We start from the raw sequence: 16,571 nt of genomic DNA on the forward strand, positions 1-16,571 counted from the left end.
GGCCGTCCAGCCCTTAGGCTCACCACTGTGAGAGACGACGCCCGGCCGCTGGCCGTATTCGATCTGGACGGCACACTCGCGGACACCACCCACCGGCAGCACTTCCTGGAGGGCGCCCGGCGCGACTGGCAGGGCTTCTTCTCCGCCGCTGCCGACGATCCGCCGCTGGCGGAGGGCGTCCGGCTGGTCCTCGCGAGCGAGCGGGAGTGCGAGGTGGTGTATCTGACCGGACGGCCGGAGCGCTGCCGCCGGGACACGCTGGCCTGGCTGGCACGGCAGGGGCTGCCGGACGGGCGCCTGCTGATGCGACGCGACGACGACCGGCGCCCCGCCCGCCTCACCAAGCTGGAGATGCTGAAGCGGCTGGGCCGGGAGCATGACGTACGAGTCCTCGTCGACGACGACGAACTGGTCTGTGACGCGGCCGAGGCGGCCGGATTCGCGGTGACCCGGGCCCGCTGGGCGATGCCCTCGCCCGTCCTGGAGGACGCGCAGGAGCGCGAGGGCCGCACCTGACCGGCCTGCTCACCGGAGCAGCCCCGGCCCTACGGCGCGTCGTCGAGCCGGAAGCCCACCTTCAGACCCACCTGGAAGTGCGCGATCCGGCCGTCCTCGATGTGTCCGCGTACCTGTGTCATCTCGAACCAGTACGGGACATCACTTGCAAGTCTCTGCCATACTCACGCCATGGGCGACACAGAGCGACTCATTGATCTCTTCTGCCGTAAGTCGAAGGCGGTCAAGTCGCGGGCGAGTAAGGGGCGGAAGCGTGAGCTGTCGACGAGCGCACAGGAGGCCCGGGGACGGACGGTAGCCGCGCAACTGGGGTTCACCGTCCGCCACGTGTGGACCGAAGTGGGGTCGGCATCACGGTTCAGCAAGCGCAAGAGCCGAGACGAACAGGACAAGGCTCTCCAGGCGCTCGTCAGCGGAGAGACGGGAGCCCTGTGGGTGTACAAGCTTGACCGATGGGACCGGCGCGGAGCCGGCGCCATTCTGGAGATCATCGAGCCACGAGACGGTATCCCACGGCGAATCCTCTTCGACAACGGTGATCCGGACAACCCCGGCATCGGACTTGACTCCACCAACCCCCGTGACCGAGGTGAGTTGATCCGCCGAGCGGAGGCTGCACGCGAAGAGACGGACAAGCTGAGTGATCGCGTTCTCGACACGAAAGCCCACCAGCGCGCAACGGGTCAGTGGGTCCAGGGGCGACCGCCCTACGGGCTGAAGGTGGTCATCATCGAAGATCCGGAAGACCCCGACGAGGAACTTCGGCTCCTTGCACCGGATGACACTCTTGCGGGAGGGAAAGACGCGGGCGCCACGAAGGCCAGCATCGCGCGCCGCATCATTATGGATGTTGGAGACGGATGGAGCACCAGGGGGCTCGTAGCTCAACTAGACGATGAAGCCATCCCCGGTCCCCGCGGAGAGAATCACGGATGGGTTCACGCCACCATCCGCACCATGGTGCACAACCCCGTGTACGCCGGCTGGCAGGTGGTGAATCTCCCCGGAACGACGAAGCGTGTCAAGTTCCGTGGGGATGGCGGCCAGCCCGTCCGAATCTACAGCGGTCTCGTAACCGACGAAGAGCAGCAACGGGCGATTGCTGCGCTGTCCAGCACGCAGCACGATGAGAAGACAACGCGTCTCATCGGCTCCCAGCGTGGCGGGAAGGCGAAGCACCTGCTGACGCAGTTCATGGAGTGCGCTACGGACGCCTCGCCAATGTCGTACAACGGTGTGGGCTATAAATGCTGGAGGTGGGAGAAGTGCTCACGTCCGGCGTTCGTCAGCACGAAGCCCATCGAGACGTACATCTTTCACAGGTGGCTGACACGACTCTCGCAGTCCGACCCGGAGGACGACCTTCTCCACGCTGTAGCTGCCCGCTGGACGGCGCTTAAGCGGCCGGACGAGACCCGGGAGCTACTGGAGGCAAAGGCGGTGTTGAACGCCGCTCAGGAATCTATGAAGCGGCTAGAAAAGGACCGCCGGGCAGGGCTGTACGACGGCCCCGCAGAGTCGCTGTATGCCCCCGCCATGCGCGACACAATGGCGCTCGTCGACAGAGCCAGCACGCTCGTTGCTTCTCAGTCTCAGATCGAGGCACCGAGCGCCGATTTCCTCTTCGACGAGGAGTTGTGTACGAGCGCTTGGGCGGTGGCCGACGTGTCAACGAGAAGGGATCTCCTCCGCCTGGCCATCGACCGCATCGTGGTAGAGAAGGCGCCGTACCACGCCGCCCGGTTCAAGGGTGATGATCGGGTACACATCCAATGGGTGGATGGCATCACGGACTAACACGCACTGCGCCACAGAGCCCCCCGCAGCACACCCCCCATGAGGGGTACCGTATTAGGCATCGAGAGAGCTTGTGAAGTAACGAAGCGGTAACGACTTTGCGGGAGTTTTTGGCGGCGCCGGACCTCTCGTCGGCGCCTCGCCCCCTCCCGCTCCTCGTCGCCAACCGCCTCCGCTATCCACAGGCGCCTGTGGATAACTACATGAAGTGATAACGGCTCATCGCTTCGTAGCGCTGAGTAGCTGGAAGGTCCAAACTCCGGCCAAAAAGGCAAACTAACCCCTTATTTCTAACTCTCTCTAACGCGCGTTAGAGAGAAGTAAAATAGGGGGTTAGTTTGCCTTTTTGGCCAGACTGGCATCGGAGGGGGAGCGGACCATGATCGTTAAGATGAGACACGCCCCACATAACTAAGGCAGAGGGAGGAAGCGACGCCGGCGAATGGCGCGGCGTCCTCTCCCTCCTGACGGTCAGCAGCGTTCCCGTGCTCCCCGCACTCTCCTCCGGGTAGAGCGTGGTCGAGCGCTGCTGACCGTATGACTTCCCCTCGTTGCTAGTGCGGCGGGAGGACGGCGTCAGAACGCGTGCACGTGGCTTGACGTTAAGGGTAGTTCCGCGGGCATCTTCCACACCAAAAGCCCGCCTCAGCTTCCTTGCCCGGTGCATGGGACTTCAGCCCGTCTGAAGCCCGGACGGGGGAGGGCGGTCACGTAGTGCAGCGGCCAAGCACACCGCGCTGGAGCATGGTTCGAGTCCATCCGTCCTTGAGGCGGTAAACGGCCCCTCTCGCGGCAACGCAGGTTCGAATCCTGTCGTGATCACTGACGAGGCGGAGCGATGCGCACGCTTGCGCGGTAGCTCAGCCTGGCAGAGCAGCCCCGCCCGTTCACGCGGGAGAGAGGGTGGTCACGGGTTCAAATCCCGTCCGCGACGCCTCGTTGACGTCGATCTTCTAGAGGATCGGTAAGGGTGGCTCACCGAGCACCACCTCAAAAACGCTCGGTCCTGCTTCCGTAGCTCAGTGGTCTAGAGCGTCCGCCTGTCGAGCGGAGGGGCGTCGGTTCGAATCCGATCGGGAGCGCTTCGGCAGCTAGATCAACGGCACCGCCGGCAACGGGGGTGCACGGCTAGCACATCGACGCAGGGTTGACCTAGGCACTCGCCTGCGTGACTTACTGCTAGCGGTGAGATCACCGGTCGTGGGACCGGAGACGGAGGTTCGATTCCTTCGCTGCCGACTGACAACACACCTTTCGTAGCTCAATGGCTAGAGCCCCGCGTTGTGGTCGCGGTGATTCCGGTTCAACTCCGGGCGGAGGGACGACGCACGGCAGGGCTCCGGCCGGAGTCTCCAGCGTGCTCAACCCGGGCAGTCGAGACGTGCTAGCCACACGCCGGCGTCCGGGGGATTGGTCCCGTAGCTCAGTCTGGATAGAGCGCCGTACTACGGATGCGGAGGGCGGAGGTTCGAATCCTTCCGGGACTACGTCAGCACGATCCCCGCTGGTCTAATCGGCAGCACGCCAGGCTCTGGACCTGGAAGACGAGGTTCGAATCCTTGGTGGGGAGCTGGAAGGTTGGGCATTGGCACGCCACGCGCTCTCGAAAAGCGTCACGGGGCAACCCGCTGGAGGTTCGACTCCTCCACCTTCCGCTGAGTGCGAGGCTGCCTGGACGGCAGCGGGCCCGTAAGGGACTGGCAGGAGCCGGAGGTTCGATCCCTCCGCACTCTTCAAGCGTTGAGCCCTGGGAGGCAAGCGGGCCTGTAAAGCCTGCGCTGGGAACGGCTGACGTGGTTCGATTCCACGGCAACGCACTGAGCTTCGTGCGGTGTGAGGCAGTACACGCGCGCCGAGGAACACAGCCGGCGGTGTAATCGAGGGTTCGAATCCCTTCACGAAGTTCAAGCCCCTGTAGCTCAGTCGGTAGAGCGCCTCTTTCGTAATGAGGATGTCGCGGGTTCGACTCCTGCCAGGGGCTCAACGGGATATGGCGCAGCTTGGTCAGCGCATCCGCTTTGGGAGCGGAGGGCCGCAGGTTCGAATCCTGCTATCCCGACACAGACGCAGCCCCGCCAGGGAGGATCGATCCCTGAGCGGGGCTGAGCTATTTCAGGAGGATGCATGGCACGGATGCTGGGCTCCGAAGGCTTCTCCGGAACGGGATGTTCTCCCCGATGTCGACGGACGCACACACCTCGTCCAAAGTACGACGTACCCGCCATGAGAGCACGCGAGGAGCGCTCCTGGCGCCGCGAATGGGTGCCGGAGCTGATGGAGGCGGAGTACGAGCGCCACCTCATGGAGTGACTCAAGCTCACGTGGTGGGGGCGTCAGGCTATCGCCGTCGGAACGTCAGGCTGACGAACCGCTGGAGCCCCTCGCCCTCCGACTGCCGGTCAATGAGCGCCCAACCGATCGTCTCCACGGCGCCGATGGCAAGCGCAAGATCCGTGTCGTTCTTCGTGGGCCGTGGATGGAACTTGTTCACGAAGATCGGGTCCCCGCGCTTGTATGCGATGCGGGCCAAGTCTTCGATCGACCCATACCCACGCTTCGCCAACCATGACTTCAACATGCCGCGATCCTACGGCCAATGACTGAGACGAGGTGGCGGAATGGCGTGGGACGGAAGCACCCGCAGGAGCCGCCTCCCCAAGAACTGGCCCCGCATCCGGCGCCGCATTATCCGCCGTGACGGAGGCGTCTGTGTGGCCCTGTACAGCACGGGCGCACGGTGCGAGCTACCCGGTACCGACGTGGACCACATAGTGCCCGGAGACGACCACACAGAGGCGAACCTACAGCTGCTGTGTACATGGCACCACCTCCGCAAGTCATCGACGGAGGGCAACGCGGCTCGTCTGCGTCCGTCCGTTCACAGACCGCCGTCCACGCACCCTGCGCTGGACGACTAAACCGCCTGCGGCTGATCCCCGCGGGAAGAGGGCCCTGACGTCCAAGGCGTCGGGCCCTCGCCATTCCTTGGAGTAGACGTGAAGTCCTGTACGCACTGTGAAGCGCCCCACGAGCGTGCCCGTGCTAAGTACTGCACCGACCTGTGCCAGCAGCGCGCGTACAACGAGCGCCGGAAAGCTGATGGTCGGCTGGTGGCGTATCGGCAGCGGACTAAGGGTCGGCACGCGGCCTACCTGCGGGCGTACTGGGCAAAGCATGGAAGCGTGCGGGAGCTGTATCCCGAAGCGACCAAGGCTGCGGATCAGCGACGTCGGGCCCGCAAGTCGGGAGCAGAGGGCGAGAACATACGGGCCGTTGAGGTGTTCATCCGTGATGCGTGGACGTGCTCCCTGTGCAAGGGCCCTGTGGATGCTAGTGCTGCGTGGCCTGCCCCTGAGAGCGCCAGTGTGGACCACGTTAAGCCCTTGAGTAAGGGCGGTTCGCACACGATGGCAAACGTCATGACTGCACACCTGCGCTGCAACCTGAGCAAGGGCAACCGTACGGAGGCGGCGTGAGTGGCGCACACGTGGTGCTGGAGGAGGCAGACGACACAGGCGAGGATGGACTCAGCGTTACACGCGTGAGTGTCAACGGCGTTGACGTCGGAAGGCTTGCGAAGCCACCGAAGATCGCAGTTGGCACGAAGGAAGATCGAACGCTGACGACTGTGACCATCACGCTCGTGCCGTCTCGCCTGGAGATCCGCGGCGAGCACGCTGACGGTGAGCGTCGAGCGCCTCGCGTCGGCTTCACGGCGGACGTTGGAGCCGGCACCCCAGGGGGGTGATCCCCTTTGGATCTTTATGAAGACCGAGAGAGTGCTGGTATCCGCTGTCTGTACGGGTCTGGGACTTTGAGATGAGGCCGCGGAGCCGGTCCTCCTGGCAGGCCGTTAGGCGCCCATGCAGGGCTCCCCAAGGGCATCCCAGGTGCGCGGGAGGCGGAAAGCGTTACTCGCCGGCTCTCGTTTATCTGACGATCCTTGCAGGTCAAGCGCCTGAAAGTGTTACACGCCGCTGCTACACTGGAGCCATGATGAGAGCCGATCGAGTATGCGAATGGTGCGGGGACGACATGCCCCTTGCCGCCAGGTCGCATGCGCGCTCGTGCTCCACGCGCTGCCGTGTTGCGCTGCACCGAGCGGCGAAGAAGAACGCGCTCCCCGAAGAGCTGACGATCCGCGACAGGTGGATTCGCCGCTCGTCCACGAAGGTCCCACTGACGGTCGGCGACATGCCGGCCAGCAGCACGGACCCGCGGACGTGGAGCAGCTACAAGAGCGCCGCCGCTTCGACGGTAGGTGCCGGTCTGGGCTTCGTACTGAGCGACGTCGACGACGTTGTCTGTCTCGACCTGGACCACTGCCTTAACCCGCTCACCGGTCGACTTGCCCCGTGGGCGGCAGCCATCGTGCGCGACGCAGGCGCCACCTACGTAGAGGTGTCTCCGTCCGGCGACGGGCTGCACATCTGGGGCCGCGCGGACGTCCGACATGGACGCCGCATTCGACGCCCTGACGGTACGGCCGTAGAGGTTTACGGGACCGGCCGCTACATCGCAATGACGGGCCGCCGACATGGCTCCTGCCCGTCGATCCTCGCGGACCTCTCCGCGGTGATTACCAAGCTGACGACGTAACTCCCGACATGGGACGACGCTCGTCGTTCCTACCTGGGAGGCCCCATGGACGGCGTCTTCACGCAGTGCCCCGCGAGGCACCCGGAGACTGATCAACAGTGTGTGCGGCTGTCTTACCCGCATGACGAGCACAGCACGCAGCACGCGTCTGACGTGTATTGCCGTCGGTGGGCTGACGGGGAGCGTGTCTGATGGCAGGCCGCGGACCCGCCCCGAAGGACCCCACCAAGCGGCGCCGGCGCAACGGAGCTGACCCGGACACCGTCATCATCACTGACGACGAGGTGCGTGGCCCCGAACTCCCCGAAGGCGTCCTAGGCGCTGACAAGGAGGGCACTCCGTACGTCTGGCATCCGATGACTCAGCTGTGGTGGAAGACCTGGCGCGAGTCGCCGCAGGCGTCGACGTTCACCGCCACTGACTGGTCATTCCTCATGGACACCGCCCTCATGCATCATTCGATGTGGGACAAGGGCCAGTGGACGCTTGCCGCTGAAGTGCGCCTGAGAGCGGCCAAATTCGGCGCTACGCCGGAGGACAGGGCGCGCTTGAAGCTCAAGGTCGACGACCCTGTGCCGGCCCGTCAGGCGCCCGTACAGAGCCCCCAGAACGTCTCAGACATCAACTCCCGACGAGCGAGGCTGACCGGATAACTCCAGAGAGGGGGCGTCGATGCCACACGTCACGGTACGCGCCCCTGGCCACGATCGCTCCCGCTCGATGGGCTGGCTTGCGGTCGCATGGATGGAGTATTTCGTCGTCCACGGCCCTGGCGACGTCCAGGGTATGCCGGTCTCCCACGGAGACGAATACACCGGTTTCGTTGTCGACTGCTACGCGCTAGGCGAAGGCGGCAAGGACGACGGACGCATGATGTATGACAGTGCGTTCTTCTCGCGCCCAAAGGGCTGCGACAAGAGCGGACTGGGCGCACGTATCGGCCTCTTTGAGGCGCTTGGGCCGTGTCGATTCGCACGCTGGGCAGAGGGTGGGGAAGTCTACGAGGACCCTTGGGGTCTCGGCTTCCGATACATCTACGAGGCCGGCGAGCCAATGGGCCGACCGGTCACCGTGCCGTACCTCCGGATCATGGCCACCGAAGAGGGCCAGACCGGCAACGTCTACGACACGATTTACTTCAACTTGACGGACGAGGCGTCACGCCTGAGCCAAGTGCCAGGGGTTGATCCGGGCGTGACGAAGATCAACCTTCCTGACGGTGGGGAGATCACGCCTTCGACGGCGTCAGCCAGCTCGAAGGATGGAGGAAAGGAAACGTGGGTTTGCTTCGACGAAACTCACCTGTACAACACGCCTGAGCTGCGTCGGATGTATACGACGATGACGCGTAACCTCCGCAAGCGGAAGAAGATTGCGGGCACGTGGTATCTCGAAACGACGACCATGTTCGCCCCCGGGCAGGACTCGGTAGCAGAGCGGACGTACGAAGAGGCCGAAGCGATCCGCGAGGGTCGTAAGAAGCGTGGTCGCGCTCGCCTGATGTACGACCACCGTTACGGCGTCGTCAAGGACCTGAAGAATGAGGACGAACTCCGCGCCGCCCTACGTGACGCTTACGGCGACGCGATGGAGTGGATCGACGAAGACACCCTCGTCGACGACTTCTACGACCTCCGGAACGATTCCGCAGATGGTAAGCGCTACTTCCTCAACAGCCGGACGTCCTCCTCCGACGCGTGGATGGACTCGGACGCGTGGGAGCTGTGCCGGCGCCCGGAGCAAATAGACGCTGGCGAACTCATCACCCTTGGCTTTGACGGATCCATCAACGACGACGCAACCGCCCTCGTGGCATGTCGCGTGTCGGATGGCCATCTTCAGTTGCTCGGCTGCTGGGAGAAGCCAGAGGGCCCCGAAGGCGAGGGCTGGCAGGTTGACCGTGAATCGGTCGACAACGCCGTATCCCGCGCTTTCGAGAAGTACGAAGTCTGTGGCTTCTACTGCGATCCGCCCAAGTGGCAGGACTACGTGGATAAATGGACCGCGGAGCACGGTGAAGCACTCCAGGTGAGCGCCACACAGGCCCGCCCGCTGGAGTGGTGGACTACCCGCCCGACGGTCATGGAGCACGCTCTCGACCGATTCGTGGAAGCCGTTGACGATCAAGCCCTTTCGTACGCCGGCACCGACAAGGCGGACGACGATGAGCCCTACTCGAAGCTGGGCGCCACGCTCACCCGCCACGTGCTGAACGCCAAGCGACGCCCGATGGGCCGCAACCACATCGGCATTGGCAAGGAACACCCCAAGAGCCCTAAAAAGATCGACGCCGCCATGTCCGCGACCCTCGCCTACGAGTGCCGTGCGGACGCGATCGCAGCCGGAATCACCAAGCGCAAGAAGCGCTCTCGTCGCCTAGTCGCCTTCTGAAGGAGGTTCGCGAATGCCTATCGATGCTACGAAGGTTGAATCTCCCGGATGGTGGCTTCAGCGGCTCGGTAAGAAGATGCTGGACGAACGGGAGGATTCCCGCCCCGACTGCGACGGAGAGATCACTCCAGGACTCAACACCCTGCGCCGATACGCCGAAGGTAGCGCACCTCTTCCTCACGTCCCTGGCGTGGACCCGCGGGAGGTCGCGGAGTGGATGAAGGATGCTCGCACCAACTGGACGAGCCTCGTCATCGACTCTCCGACAGAGCGCATGGGCGTCGACGGCTTCCGCTTCGGAGCAGCCAAGGGTGGCAAGTCCGCGAAGGCCGCTGACGAGGACGCTCAGCGCATCTGGCAGGAAAACCAGATGGACGCAGACAGCGACCTCGTCCACTACGGCGCCCTGTCGCAGCGTCGTGCCTTCGTACTCGTCGAAAAGGGCGAGGACGGCCGGCCGGTGCTGACCCACGAGACGCCCTATCAGGTGGCCGTGGAATATGAGCCCGGCAACCGCCGTAAGATCCGCGCGGGCCTGAAGATGAGGCGTGACGACTGGACCGGCGGCACGGTGGCGACGCTGTGGACGCCGGAGATGAACTTTGGATTCACCGCGAAGAGCGGTAGCCCCAACTTCTCCGGCCGCACGGCATCACTGCGTCAGTGGGACGCTCTGACACTTCCCAACACCCCTGACGGCCAGTGGGTCAACGAGCTGGGATCAGTCCCGCTTGTCCCGTTCGTCAATCGCCGGAACCGCTCCTTGAACGGCTTTGCGGAGCATGAGGACGTGCTCTCGATCCAGAACCGTATCAATCTGTCGCTGATCAACCTGATTGCTGCCATGAAGTATGGAGCTTTCAGGCAGCGTTGGGCCGTAGGTCTGGAGGTCGACGAGGATCCCATCACCGGCGCGCAGATTCAGCCTTTCCAGCTGGACATCAGGAGCCTGTGGACCACGGCGGAGAGCAAAGACACCGCTCAGTTCGGCGAGTTCGCTGCAACGGACCTTGTCCCGTACGTGCGCGCCGTAGAGGCCGCTGTGCAGGATCTAGCGGCCATCAGCCGCACACCACCTCACTACCTCATCGGCGCCGTGGTTAACGTCTCCGGAGACGCTCTGAAGGCCGCAGAGACCGGATTGATTTCCAAGGTCCGCGATCGTCAGCGCACCTTCGGGGACAGCTGGGAAAGCGTCATGCGCCTGGCATTCAAGGTCATCGGAGACGAAGACAAGGCGAAGGCGTACGACGCGGAGACTCTCTGGCGCGATCCGGAGTCCCGCTCCATCTCGGAAATGGCTGACGCAGCTGTGAAGAAGGCCAGCGCCGGCGTTCCGTGGCGCCAGCGCATGGAGGATATGGGCTACACGCCCGCACAGATCGACCGCATGGAGATCGACCGAGCAGCAGACGCCCTCAACGCGACTGCTGCGGAGGATCCTCAGCCGGCGTCACTCCAGGCCAAGCGCGACGCCAAGAACGACACTCGCGCCGTGATCAAGCGGGGTGATGTGGACGATGTCCCTGACGCGGCTTGACCGCCAGTACGGGACAGCGGTCCGCGGCGTCTGGACGGCGACTCTCGGCCGCACCAACCGCGCTTGGACCGATCTAGGGTCGTGGCGCGAGCGCGACGTCAAGCGGTTCCAAGGAAGGACCCTCCCGGTGCTCCTGGCCGGCGAGCGACGGGTGGCGAGTCTGACGGCGACCTACCTGGAGCAGCTGTATCGCGAAATTGACGGCGGAGGCCGCGTAGACCTCGACTTCGACAAGGTGACCGGACGTGCGCTTCGCGACGTCGACCCCGAAGAGGTCTACAGGCGTCCGTTCAAGGAGATCTGGAACGCTCTGGACAATGACGTCGCGTTTGACGTCGCTCTCCAGCGCGGGACGCACCGCTTGGAGACGCTGGCCAAGACGGACCTTCAGCTAGCCCGCACTCACACGGTGCGCGAGGTGGGCGACGACATGCCGCGCTTCGAGTACACCGTCCGTGAGCTACAGGGCGAGTACGACTGTGCCCTCTGCATGGTCGCGTCCACGCAGCGCTATCACAAGCGCTTCCTGGCGCCGATCCATCCTGGCTGTGACTGCCTCGTGAAGTTGGTGACAGCCGACGAGGATCCAGGCCAGGTCATCGACGAAGAGAAGCTAGAGCGCATCCACGAACTCGTGGAGGAGGCGCTAGGTAAGTCTGACCGCGGAGGGCGAGCGGTCGACTACCGAAAGATCCTCGTCGCCAATGAGCACGGGGAGATCGGGCCCGTTCTGGGCTTCGCGGGTCAGCGGTTCAGCGGACCTGACGACATCAAAATTCCGACCTGACGCCCGCCACGGGCTGACGACTCCCGACAGGGGAAACCACCATGCCTCGTCGTACTCTCGCGCGCCGCAACCTTTTGACCTTCTCTGCGCAGCCCTGGACCCTCATGGAGGGCGAACCGGGCACTGGCGGAGGTGGTGGAGGTGGCGTAACTCCTCCGGCCGTCAACGAGCACGGCTACCCGGATGGGAAGCCCGTTGCCGACATGGACGCCGTTCATCAGGTGGCGTACTGGAAGCACCACGCCCGCAAGCACGAGCAGCGAGCGAATGCCGCTCCGGATACCGCGGAGCTGGAGCGCCTGCGCGCGGCTGAGACCGAACTCGCCACCCGTAAGGCCGCGGATCTGACCGACGCTGAGCGGCTCCAGGCTGAGAAGGACGCCGCGGAAACCGCTCGCCTGACCGCGGAACGTGAGCGGGACGAGGCACGCGCGGAGGCTCTGCGTATCACCGTGGCTGCTGCGAAGGGGCTCACCCCCTCGCAGGCGAAGCGACTCCAGGGCTCCACAAAGGAGGAGTTGGAGGCCGACGCGGACGAGCTCGTGAAGGACTTCGGCCCCTCAACTCTCGGCACTCCTCCACCTCTCTCAGGTGGCAACCGTGGGGGCGACGTAGGCGGCTCCAAGTCCACGGCTACCGGCGCTGACCTGTACCGCGAACGCCACGGCAAGAAGTAACCCCGACCCCTCACAGGAGGACCCATGAATCTCGGACTCGTCACTGAGTCGTTCAGCCAGGACAAGCGCGACTGGCTCCAGGGCGCGCACGGCACGGACATCGTTCCGTCGGTGACGCTCGATGTCACCAAGTTCACCGCCGGCACCCACTACCCGGACGGCTACATCAAGTCGGGTATTCCGCTCGGTCGGATCACGACCGGTCAGAAGGTCGGCCCCTATGACGACGCCGCTACTGATGGTCGTCAGACCTGCATCGGCTTCCTTTACACCGGCGTGGAGGTCGTGACGAAGCGGGGCGCGGTTCTCTCGTCCGCCGTCGGCTCCATGCTCGTCCACTGCGCGGTCAAGGAGTCCAAGCTCCCTGTCACCCTCGATGCCGCAGGGAAGACCGATCTCGGCGCCCGCGTCATCTTCGTCTGAGAGAGGTAACCCCAAACTATGCAGCTCATTGACGAGTTCGCGACTCCCGCGGAACTCACCGGGTACGCGCGAGCGGCGCTGGCCGACCGTGACGAGAATCAGCTCACGCTTGACCGCTGGCTTCCGAACCGCACCATCAACGACCTGAGTTACCGGTTCACCCGCGGGGGTGGCGGCCTCACCGAGGCGGCCACGTTCCGTGCGTACGACGCGTCGGCCGACGTCGGCGTCCGGCCCGGTGGCGCGCGAGTGTCCGGCGAACTGCCGCCCATCTCCCGCAAGATCCCTGTCGGCGAGTACGAGCGCATCAAGCGCCGGAACATCGACACTCAGAACGCTGAGATCCGTGACGCCATGCTGGACGACGGCGTGCGACTGGCCCGCCAGATCGAGGCTCGTATGGAGCTGGCGCGCGGAGAGGCGATCTTCAACGCCTCCGTCGTGCTCAGCGAAAACGGTGTTCAGGCCAGCGTCGACTTCGGTCGTCTCGGCACCCACAACGTAACTGCTGGCACCGTGTGGTCCAACGTCGCAGCCGACGTCATCGGCGACTTCCAGACGTGGCTTGAGGTCTACAACGAGACCAACGGCGGTGACCCGGAGTCGGTGCTCATCTCGCGTGCGATCTGGACCGCACTCAAGCGGAACACTCAGCTGCGTGGCCTGTCCACCACGGGTGCGACGGCTCCGACCATCCTGACGGACAGCATGCTTGCGGCGATCCTCGCGGACCACGGCATCCCGCCTCTCGTCCGCTATGACGCCAAGGTCAACGTCAACGGCGTCTCCACCCGCATCACCCCGAATGACAAGCTCGCGTTCCTGCCGGCGCAGGGTGACGCACTGGGACAGACCCTATGGGGCGTCCCCGTGGAGGCCGACGACGTGCGTTACGGCCTGGCTGGCGACGAGGCCGGCGTTGCGGTTGGCGCGTACAAGACCGAGGACCCACAGACCGTGTGGACTCGTGCGACCGCCATCGCCCTTCCTGTCGTCGCCGCTCCCGACCTGTCCTTCGTCGCTGACGTTCTCTGACCCGAAACGCGAGGCACTCGCACATGGCCAAGCTGAAAACGAACGTCCACGTGACGGACGACAACGGGGCGGCCCACGTGTTCGGCCCCGCGGACGAGGTCCCGGAGTGGGCACAGGCGCTCATTACCAACCCAAAGGCGTGGCTGGAGCCACCCTCCCCGCGCAAGTCGACTGACGTGACTCCGCAGGCGAAGGCTCCAGCCAAGCGCGCAACTCCGCGGCGAAAGGCGGGCAATGATGCTCTTCCTTCTGGCTGAGCTTCGCGCGCTGCTTGGAACGCCCATGAGCGACGAGCGCGCGCAGCTGGCGCACGACTTGTCGTACGACGCGATCATGGGGGAGGTCGGGGCCCGCATCTCGACTCCTCCCCAGTACGGCATCAAGACCGTGGCGCTCTCCATCGCGGCTCGCATCCTGACCAACCCGCAAGGGCTCCGGTCGGAACAGGCCGGCGGGATGCTCCAGTCCTACGCGGACTCGCAGACAGGCGTGGTCCTGTCTGACGATGAGCTACGCCGGCTGAAGAAGGCCGTTGGGATGCTGTCCGGCGCCGGGATGCTGAATATTGCTCCGACGGAGACGCGCATCACTACGTACCCCTGGCGCCAGGCGTGAGCCTGATCGCCGGCTTGATGTCGGCCACGTGGTACATCGAGCGTGCGGGGGAGCGGGTCCGGGATTCAACCGGCACATACGTCCCCGGTCCGCGCGTTCGCATTCGCGTCGATCACTGCGCCGTCATGAGCCCGTACGGCGTGACGGTTGGTTCTTCCTCAGAAGAGCACAACGCATCCGACACCGTGACGACAAGGCGCGTATTTGCTGCACCACTCGGCACTGACGTACGCCCAGCGGATCGCGTCGTCAACGAGGCCGGCACGGAGAAGTGGGAGGTCATCGGGCGTCCGCTCGTCTTTCCGCTGACGTCTCTGGCGCGCATCGAAGCAGCTGTGAAGGAGGTGACTGGCTGATGGCGTATCGCTCAAAGTACGTCGGCAAATACAACGGACTGGGGCGCATGGTCAGTCGGCCGTGGCTCGCTAAGCCCTGCCGCGATGCAGCCGTCAAGATGATGCACGCTGCGCAGCCGACTGCCCCTGTGGGCGATCCCAACGAGGACCGACACCCCGGTTGGTATCAGCGCTCGTTCGACGTCGTACCGGTTAACAAGAACGTCCCCTTCCGCGGTCAGCCCCGGCAGCGATTCGGCGCCGCACTGATCAACACCGCCCCGCACGCGTGGCGTGTGGAGAACGGCGACGGTCGGGTTCCGCGGTATGCGGTGCTCCAGCGTGCGGTAGACGCCGTGAAGGCGGCAAACCGTGGGTGACATCGAAGCAGTCCTAGCTCCGTGGGCGGAAGCTACGTTCGGCGCCTTCGGGTGCTCGGAGACTCCCGCGGACCTGGAGCAGCATCTCCCAGTGATCCGTGTGGAGCGAATTGGCGGAGCGGACGACCGGTTCAGCCTGCACCCACGCGTCGCAGTCGACGTCTTCGCCGCAACGGCTGATGAGGCCCGCACCCTAGCTAACAGCGTGCGAGATGCCCTCATCTTCCTTCGCGGTCCCGTTGGCGACGCTGTTATCCGATCCGTTGATTGTGGCGCTGGCCCATCTCGCCAGCCATGGGCAAACGAGGCGATCCACCGACGTGGCGCCACGTACACCGTGAGCCTCCGGACCGCATAACCACCTGATCTCTCCGCGCGAGTCGACTCGCGCGGCACTTACGCATGCCCTGGAGGCATCATGGCGGACACCCGCAATGCCGATCTTACTTTCGGCGCATCTGACTACCTCGTCTATGCAGCTCCCACCAACACGACCATGCCGGTTGCATTCGCGGACCCGGCGTCGCCGTGGGTGAACCTCGGCTGGATTACCACGGAGGGCGGCCTCTTCAAGATTGAAGAGGAGAGCAAGGACGTGGAGGCGGCCGGTTCTCTGGAGCCGATCCGCACGCTCATGACGAAGAGCGTCAAGTCCACGCAGGTCACGTTCCTGGAGGGAATCAACCCGCTCGTCCGCAGCCTGTATGACAACGTGCCGCTGGCTTCTCTGGAGCCCGCAACCGACGTTGCTCAGTACGACCTCCCGGACAAGCCCAACGACCTTCGGTACGCCTTCATCTTCGACACCGTGGATGGCGGAAAGCGAAACCGCCTCTACATGCCGAACGGCAAGGTCACTGAGCGAGGCGACGAGCAGCCACAGACGCAGGACGTCATGGCTGTCCAGATGACGTTCAAGTTCTACAAGGGCACCGGGAACACGGCAGCCGTCAAGCGCGCCATCAAGTACGGCGGCGTCGACGTGTCCGGATTCTTCCCCGTCACCCCGTAACAGCCAGCGACGCCCTGTACCGCGCGGGTCCGGGGCGTCGCTTCAATTCGTAATTCGACCCGCGCACACAGAAATTCCCTGACTTAGGAGACCCGCGCGCATGACTGAAGTTACCCCCGCTGAGGCGCAGGAGAACGAGGCCACCGAGGAGTACGGCACGGCGACGCTGTGCGGCTGTGACCTGCGAGTGAAGCCGGTCAACCGCTGGCGCCCCTCATACCTGCGAGCTCTTCGCCTGGCCGATTACGACACGTGGGCGGCCGGCGTTCTGCACGAGGACGACGTAGAGACGTTCGTTGACCTGGACGCCACTCTTGACGAGATCAACGTGTTCACGGCCGACGCCATGGAGTCCGCCGGCGAGGCCCCGGGAAAGTCCTCTGGACGTGCGAAGTCCTCGAAGAGTACGCGGAAGCGCTAGAGGCGGATATCCCGCGGCACTATCCGGGAGCCAGGCTCCTGGA

The 16,571-nt window shown here is 64.5% G+C and carries 17 protein-coding genes, 10 tRNA genes and 1 pseudogene; 26 read left to right on the top strand and 2 right to left on the bottom strand.

The window, feature by feature from the left end:
* The first annotated feature begins 27 nt into the window (after positions 1-27).
* On the top strand, positions 28-516 hold the full coding sequence (locus tag Sfulv_RS26140; protein WP_173316928.1) for a phosphatase domain-containing protein: 489 nt from the start codon (positions 28-30) through the stop codon (positions 514-516).
* Between the two features lie 29 nt (positions 517-545).
* Here the strand turns inward: Sfulv_RS26140 and Sfulv_RS26145 are convergent.
* Positions 546-647, bottom strand: a pseudogene (locus Sfulv_RS26145) (dodecin family protein); the annotation flags it as partial.
* A gap of 40 nt (positions 648-687) precedes the next feature.
* Here Sfulv_RS26145 and Sfulv_RS26150 point away from each other — a divergent pair.
* The 11 genes from Sfulv_RS26150 to Sfulv_RS26200 all read left to right on the top strand — a co-directional run bounded on the left by Sfulv_RS26150 (position 688) and on the right by Sfulv_RS26200 (position 4,372).
* The gene (locus Sfulv_RS26150) at positions 688-2,313 is read left to right on the top strand and encodes a recombinase family protein (RefSeq protein WP_173316929.1); all 1,626 of its coding nucleotides are present in this window, start codon (positions 688-690) and stop codon (positions 2,311-2,313) included.
* A 705-nt stretch (positions 2,314-3,018) separates the two neighbouring features.
* Positions 3,019-3,135, top strand: a tRNA-OTHER gene (locus tag Sfulv_RS26155).
* 29 nt (positions 3,136-3,164) lie between these two features.
* A tRNA-OTHER gene (locus tag Sfulv_RS26160) sits at positions 3,165-3,247 on the top strand.
* A 74-nt stretch (positions 3,248-3,321) separates the two neighbouring features.
* Positions 3,322-3,395: transfer RNA gene (locus tag Sfulv_RS26165), tRNA-Asp, on the top strand.
* A 94-nt stretch (positions 3,396-3,489) separates the two neighbouring features.
* Positions 3,490-3,552, top strand: a tRNA-Ser gene (locus Sfulv_RS26170).
* A gap of 11 nt (positions 3,553-3,563) precedes the next feature.
* Positions 3,564-3,635: transfer RNA gene (locus Sfulv_RS26175), tRNA-His, on the top strand.
* Positions 3,636-3,725: 90 nt separating this feature from the next.
* Positions 3,726-3,800 (top strand) — tRNA-Arg (locus tag Sfulv_RS26180).
* Positions 3,801-3,811: 11 nt separating this feature from the next.
* Positions 3,812-3,883, top strand: a tRNA-Gln gene (locus Sfulv_RS26185).
* Between the two features lie 2 nt (positions 3,884-3,885).
* Positions 3,886-3,968 (top strand) — tRNA-Ser (locus Sfulv_RS26190).
* Between the two features lie 253 nt (positions 3,969-4,221).
* Positions 4,222-4,294 (top strand) — tRNA-Thr (locus Sfulv_RS26195).
* 3 nt (positions 4,295-4,297) lie between these two features.
* Positions 4,298-4,372: transfer RNA gene (locus Sfulv_RS26200), tRNA-Pro, on the top strand.
* Between the two features lie 279 nt (positions 4,373-4,651).
* Here the strand turns inward: Sfulv_RS26200 and Sfulv_RS26205 are convergent.
* Positions 4,652-4,843 (bottom strand): hypothetical protein, encoded by a 192-nt coding sequence (locus tag Sfulv_RS26205; RefSeq protein WP_246353241.1) that lies wholly within the window; start codon positions 4,841-4,843, stop codon positions 4,652-4,654.
* A gap of 748 nt (positions 4,844-5,591) precedes the next feature.
* Here Sfulv_RS26205 and Sfulv_RS31590 point away from each other — a divergent pair.
* The 14 genes from Sfulv_RS31590 (at position 5,592) to Sfulv_RS26275 (ending at position 16,528) form a co-directional block, all read left to right on the top strand.
* On the top strand, positions 5,592-5,789 hold the full coding sequence (locus Sfulv_RS31590) for an HNH endonuclease (protein WP_371874733.1): 198 nt from the start codon (positions 5,592-5,594) through the stop codon (positions 5,787-5,789).
* A 517-nt stretch (positions 5,790-6,306) separates the two neighbouring features.
* Complete coding sequence (locus Sfulv_RS26215) at positions 6,307-6,912, top strand: DNA primase (protein ID WP_173316932.1); 606 nt, start codon at positions 6,307-6,309, stop codon at positions 6,910-6,912.
* 191 nt (positions 6,913-7,103) lie between these two features.
* Positions 7,104-7,565: a phage terminase small subunit gene (locus Sfulv_RS26220; protein WP_218900466.1), complete on the top strand. Its 462-nt coding sequence runs from the start codon at positions 7,104-7,106 to the stop codon at positions 7,563-7,565.
* A 91-nt stretch (positions 7,566-7,656) separates the two neighbouring features.
* On the top strand, positions 7,657-9,303 hold the full coding sequence (locus Sfulv_RS26225; RefSeq protein WP_246353245.1) for a terminase large subunit domain-containing protein: 1,647 nt from the start codon (positions 7,657-7,659) through the stop codon (positions 9,301-9,303).
* 13 nt (positions 9,304-9,316) lie between these two features.
* Positions 9,317-10,843 carry a phage portal protein gene (locus tag Sfulv_RS26230; protein ID WP_173316934.1) on the top strand — a complete coding sequence of 509 codons (1,527 nt, stop codon included), beginning with the start codon at positions 9,317-9,319 and terminating at the stop codon, positions 10,841-10,843.
* Positions 10,824-11,630 (top strand): hypothetical protein, encoded by an 807-nt coding sequence (locus Sfulv_RS26235; RefSeq protein ID WP_173316935.1) that lies wholly within the window; start codon positions 10,824-10,826, stop codon positions 11,628-11,630. The genes Sfulv_RS26230 and Sfulv_RS26235 overlap by 20 nt, the downstream gene beginning before the upstream one ends.
* Before the next feature lie 104 nt (positions 11,631-11,734).
* Positions 11,735-12,307, top strand: coding sequence for a hypothetical protein (locus tag Sfulv_RS26240; RefSeq protein WP_173316936.1), 573 nt, complete (start codon positions 11,735-11,737; stop codon positions 12,305-12,307).
* Between the two features lie 24 nt (positions 12,308-12,331).
* The gene (locus tag Sfulv_RS26245) at positions 12,332-12,730 is read left to right on the top strand and encodes a head decoration protein (protein ID WP_173316937.1); all 399 of its coding nucleotides are present in this window, start codon (positions 12,332-12,334) and stop codon (positions 12,728-12,730) included.
* A gap of 18 nt (positions 12,731-12,748) precedes the next feature.
* Entirely contained in the window at positions 12,749-13,765 is a 1,017-nt protein-coding gene (locus Sfulv_RS26250; protein ID WP_173316938.1) for a major capsid protein, read from the top strand.
* Between the two features lie 234 nt (positions 13,766-13,999).
* Positions 14,000-14,380 carry a hypothetical protein gene (locus tag Sfulv_RS26255; protein WP_256669118.1) on the top strand — a complete coding sequence of 127 codons (381 nt, stop codon included), beginning with the start codon at positions 14,000-14,002 and terminating at the stop codon, positions 14,378-14,380.
* The gene (locus Sfulv_RS26260) at positions 14,377-14,736 is read left to right on the top strand and encodes a hypothetical protein (protein WP_173316939.1); all 360 of its coding nucleotides are present in this window, start codon (positions 14,377-14,379) and stop codon (positions 14,734-14,736) included. Before Sfulv_RS26255 ends, Sfulv_RS26260 begins: the two co-directional genes overlap by 4 nt.
* On the top strand, positions 14,736-15,095 hold the full coding sequence (locus Sfulv_RS26265) for a hypothetical protein (RefSeq protein ID WP_246353248.1): 360 nt from the start codon (positions 14,736-14,738) through the stop codon (positions 15,093-15,095). The genes Sfulv_RS26260 and Sfulv_RS26265 overlap by 1 nt, the downstream gene beginning before the upstream one ends.
* A gap of 418 nt (positions 15,096-15,513) precedes the next feature.
* A complete protein-coding gene (locus Sfulv_RS26270; RefSeq protein ID WP_173316940.1) occupies positions 15,514-16,107 on the top strand; it encodes a phage tail tube protein in 594 nt (197 codons plus the stop codon).
* A gap of 100 nt (positions 16,108-16,207) precedes the next feature.
* Complete coding sequence (locus Sfulv_RS26275) at positions 16,208-16,528, top strand: hypothetical protein (RefSeq protein ID WP_173316941.1); 321 nt, start codon at positions 16,208-16,210, stop codon at positions 16,526-16,528.
* Positions 16,529-16,571 lie beyond the last annotated feature (43 nt).

Source organism: Streptomyces fulvorobeus, from assembly GCF_013167895.1.
GTDB classification, from domain to species: Bacteria; Actinomycetota; Actinomycetes; order Streptomycetales; family Streptomycetaceae; genus Streptomyces; species Streptomyces fulvorobeus.

Coding starts and splice junctions, on each gene's coding strand:
- Sfulv_RS26150 (WP_173316929.1), top strand. CDS start 688: ATGGGCGACACAGAGCGACTCATTGATCTCTTCTGCCGTAAGTCGAAG.
- Sfulv_RS26215 (WP_173316932.1), top strand. CDS start 6,307: ATGATGAGAGCCGATCGAGTATGCGAATGGTGCGGGGACGACATGCCC.
- Sfulv_RS26220 (WP_218900466.1), top strand. CDS start 7,104: ATGGCAGGCCGCGGACCCGCCCCGAAGGACCCCACCAAGCGGCGCCGG.
- Sfulv_RS26225 (WP_246353245.1), top strand. CDS start 7,657: ATGGAGTATTTCGTCGTCCACGGCCCTGGCGACGTCCAGGGTATGCCG.
- Sfulv_RS26230 (WP_173316934.1), top strand. CDS start 9,317: ATGCCTATCGATGCTACGAAGGTTGAATCTCCCGGATGGTGGCTTCAG.
- Sfulv_RS26235 (WP_173316935.1), top strand. CDS start 10,824: ATGTCCCTGACGCGGCTTGACCGCCAGTACGGGACAGCGGTCCGCGGC.
- Sfulv_RS26240 (WP_173316936.1), top strand. CDS start 11,735: ATGGAGGGCGAACCGGGCACTGGCGGAGGTGGTGGAGGTGGCGTAACT.
- Sfulv_RS26245 (WP_173316937.1), top strand. CDS start 12,332: ATGAATCTCGGACTCGTCACTGAGTCGTTCAGCCAGGACAAGCGCGAC.
- Sfulv_RS26250 (WP_173316938.1), top strand. CDS start 12,749: ATGCAGCTCATTGACGAGTTCGCGACTCCCGCGGAACTCACCGGGTAC.
- Sfulv_RS26255 (WP_256669118.1), top strand. CDS start 14,000: ATGATGCTCTTCCTTCTGGCTGAGCTTCGCGCGCTGCTTGGAACGCCC.
- Sfulv_RS26265 (WP_246353248.1), top strand. CDS start 14,736: ATGGCGTATCGCTCAAAGTACGTCGGCAAATACAACGGACTGGGGCGC.
- Sfulv_RS26270 (WP_173316940.1), top strand. CDS start 15,514: ATGGCGGACACCCGCAATGCCGATCTTACTTTCGGCGCATCTGACTAC.
- Sfulv_RS26275 (WP_173316941.1), top strand. CDS start 16,208: ATGACTGAAGTTACCCCCGCTGAGGCGCAGGAGAACGAGGCCACCGAG.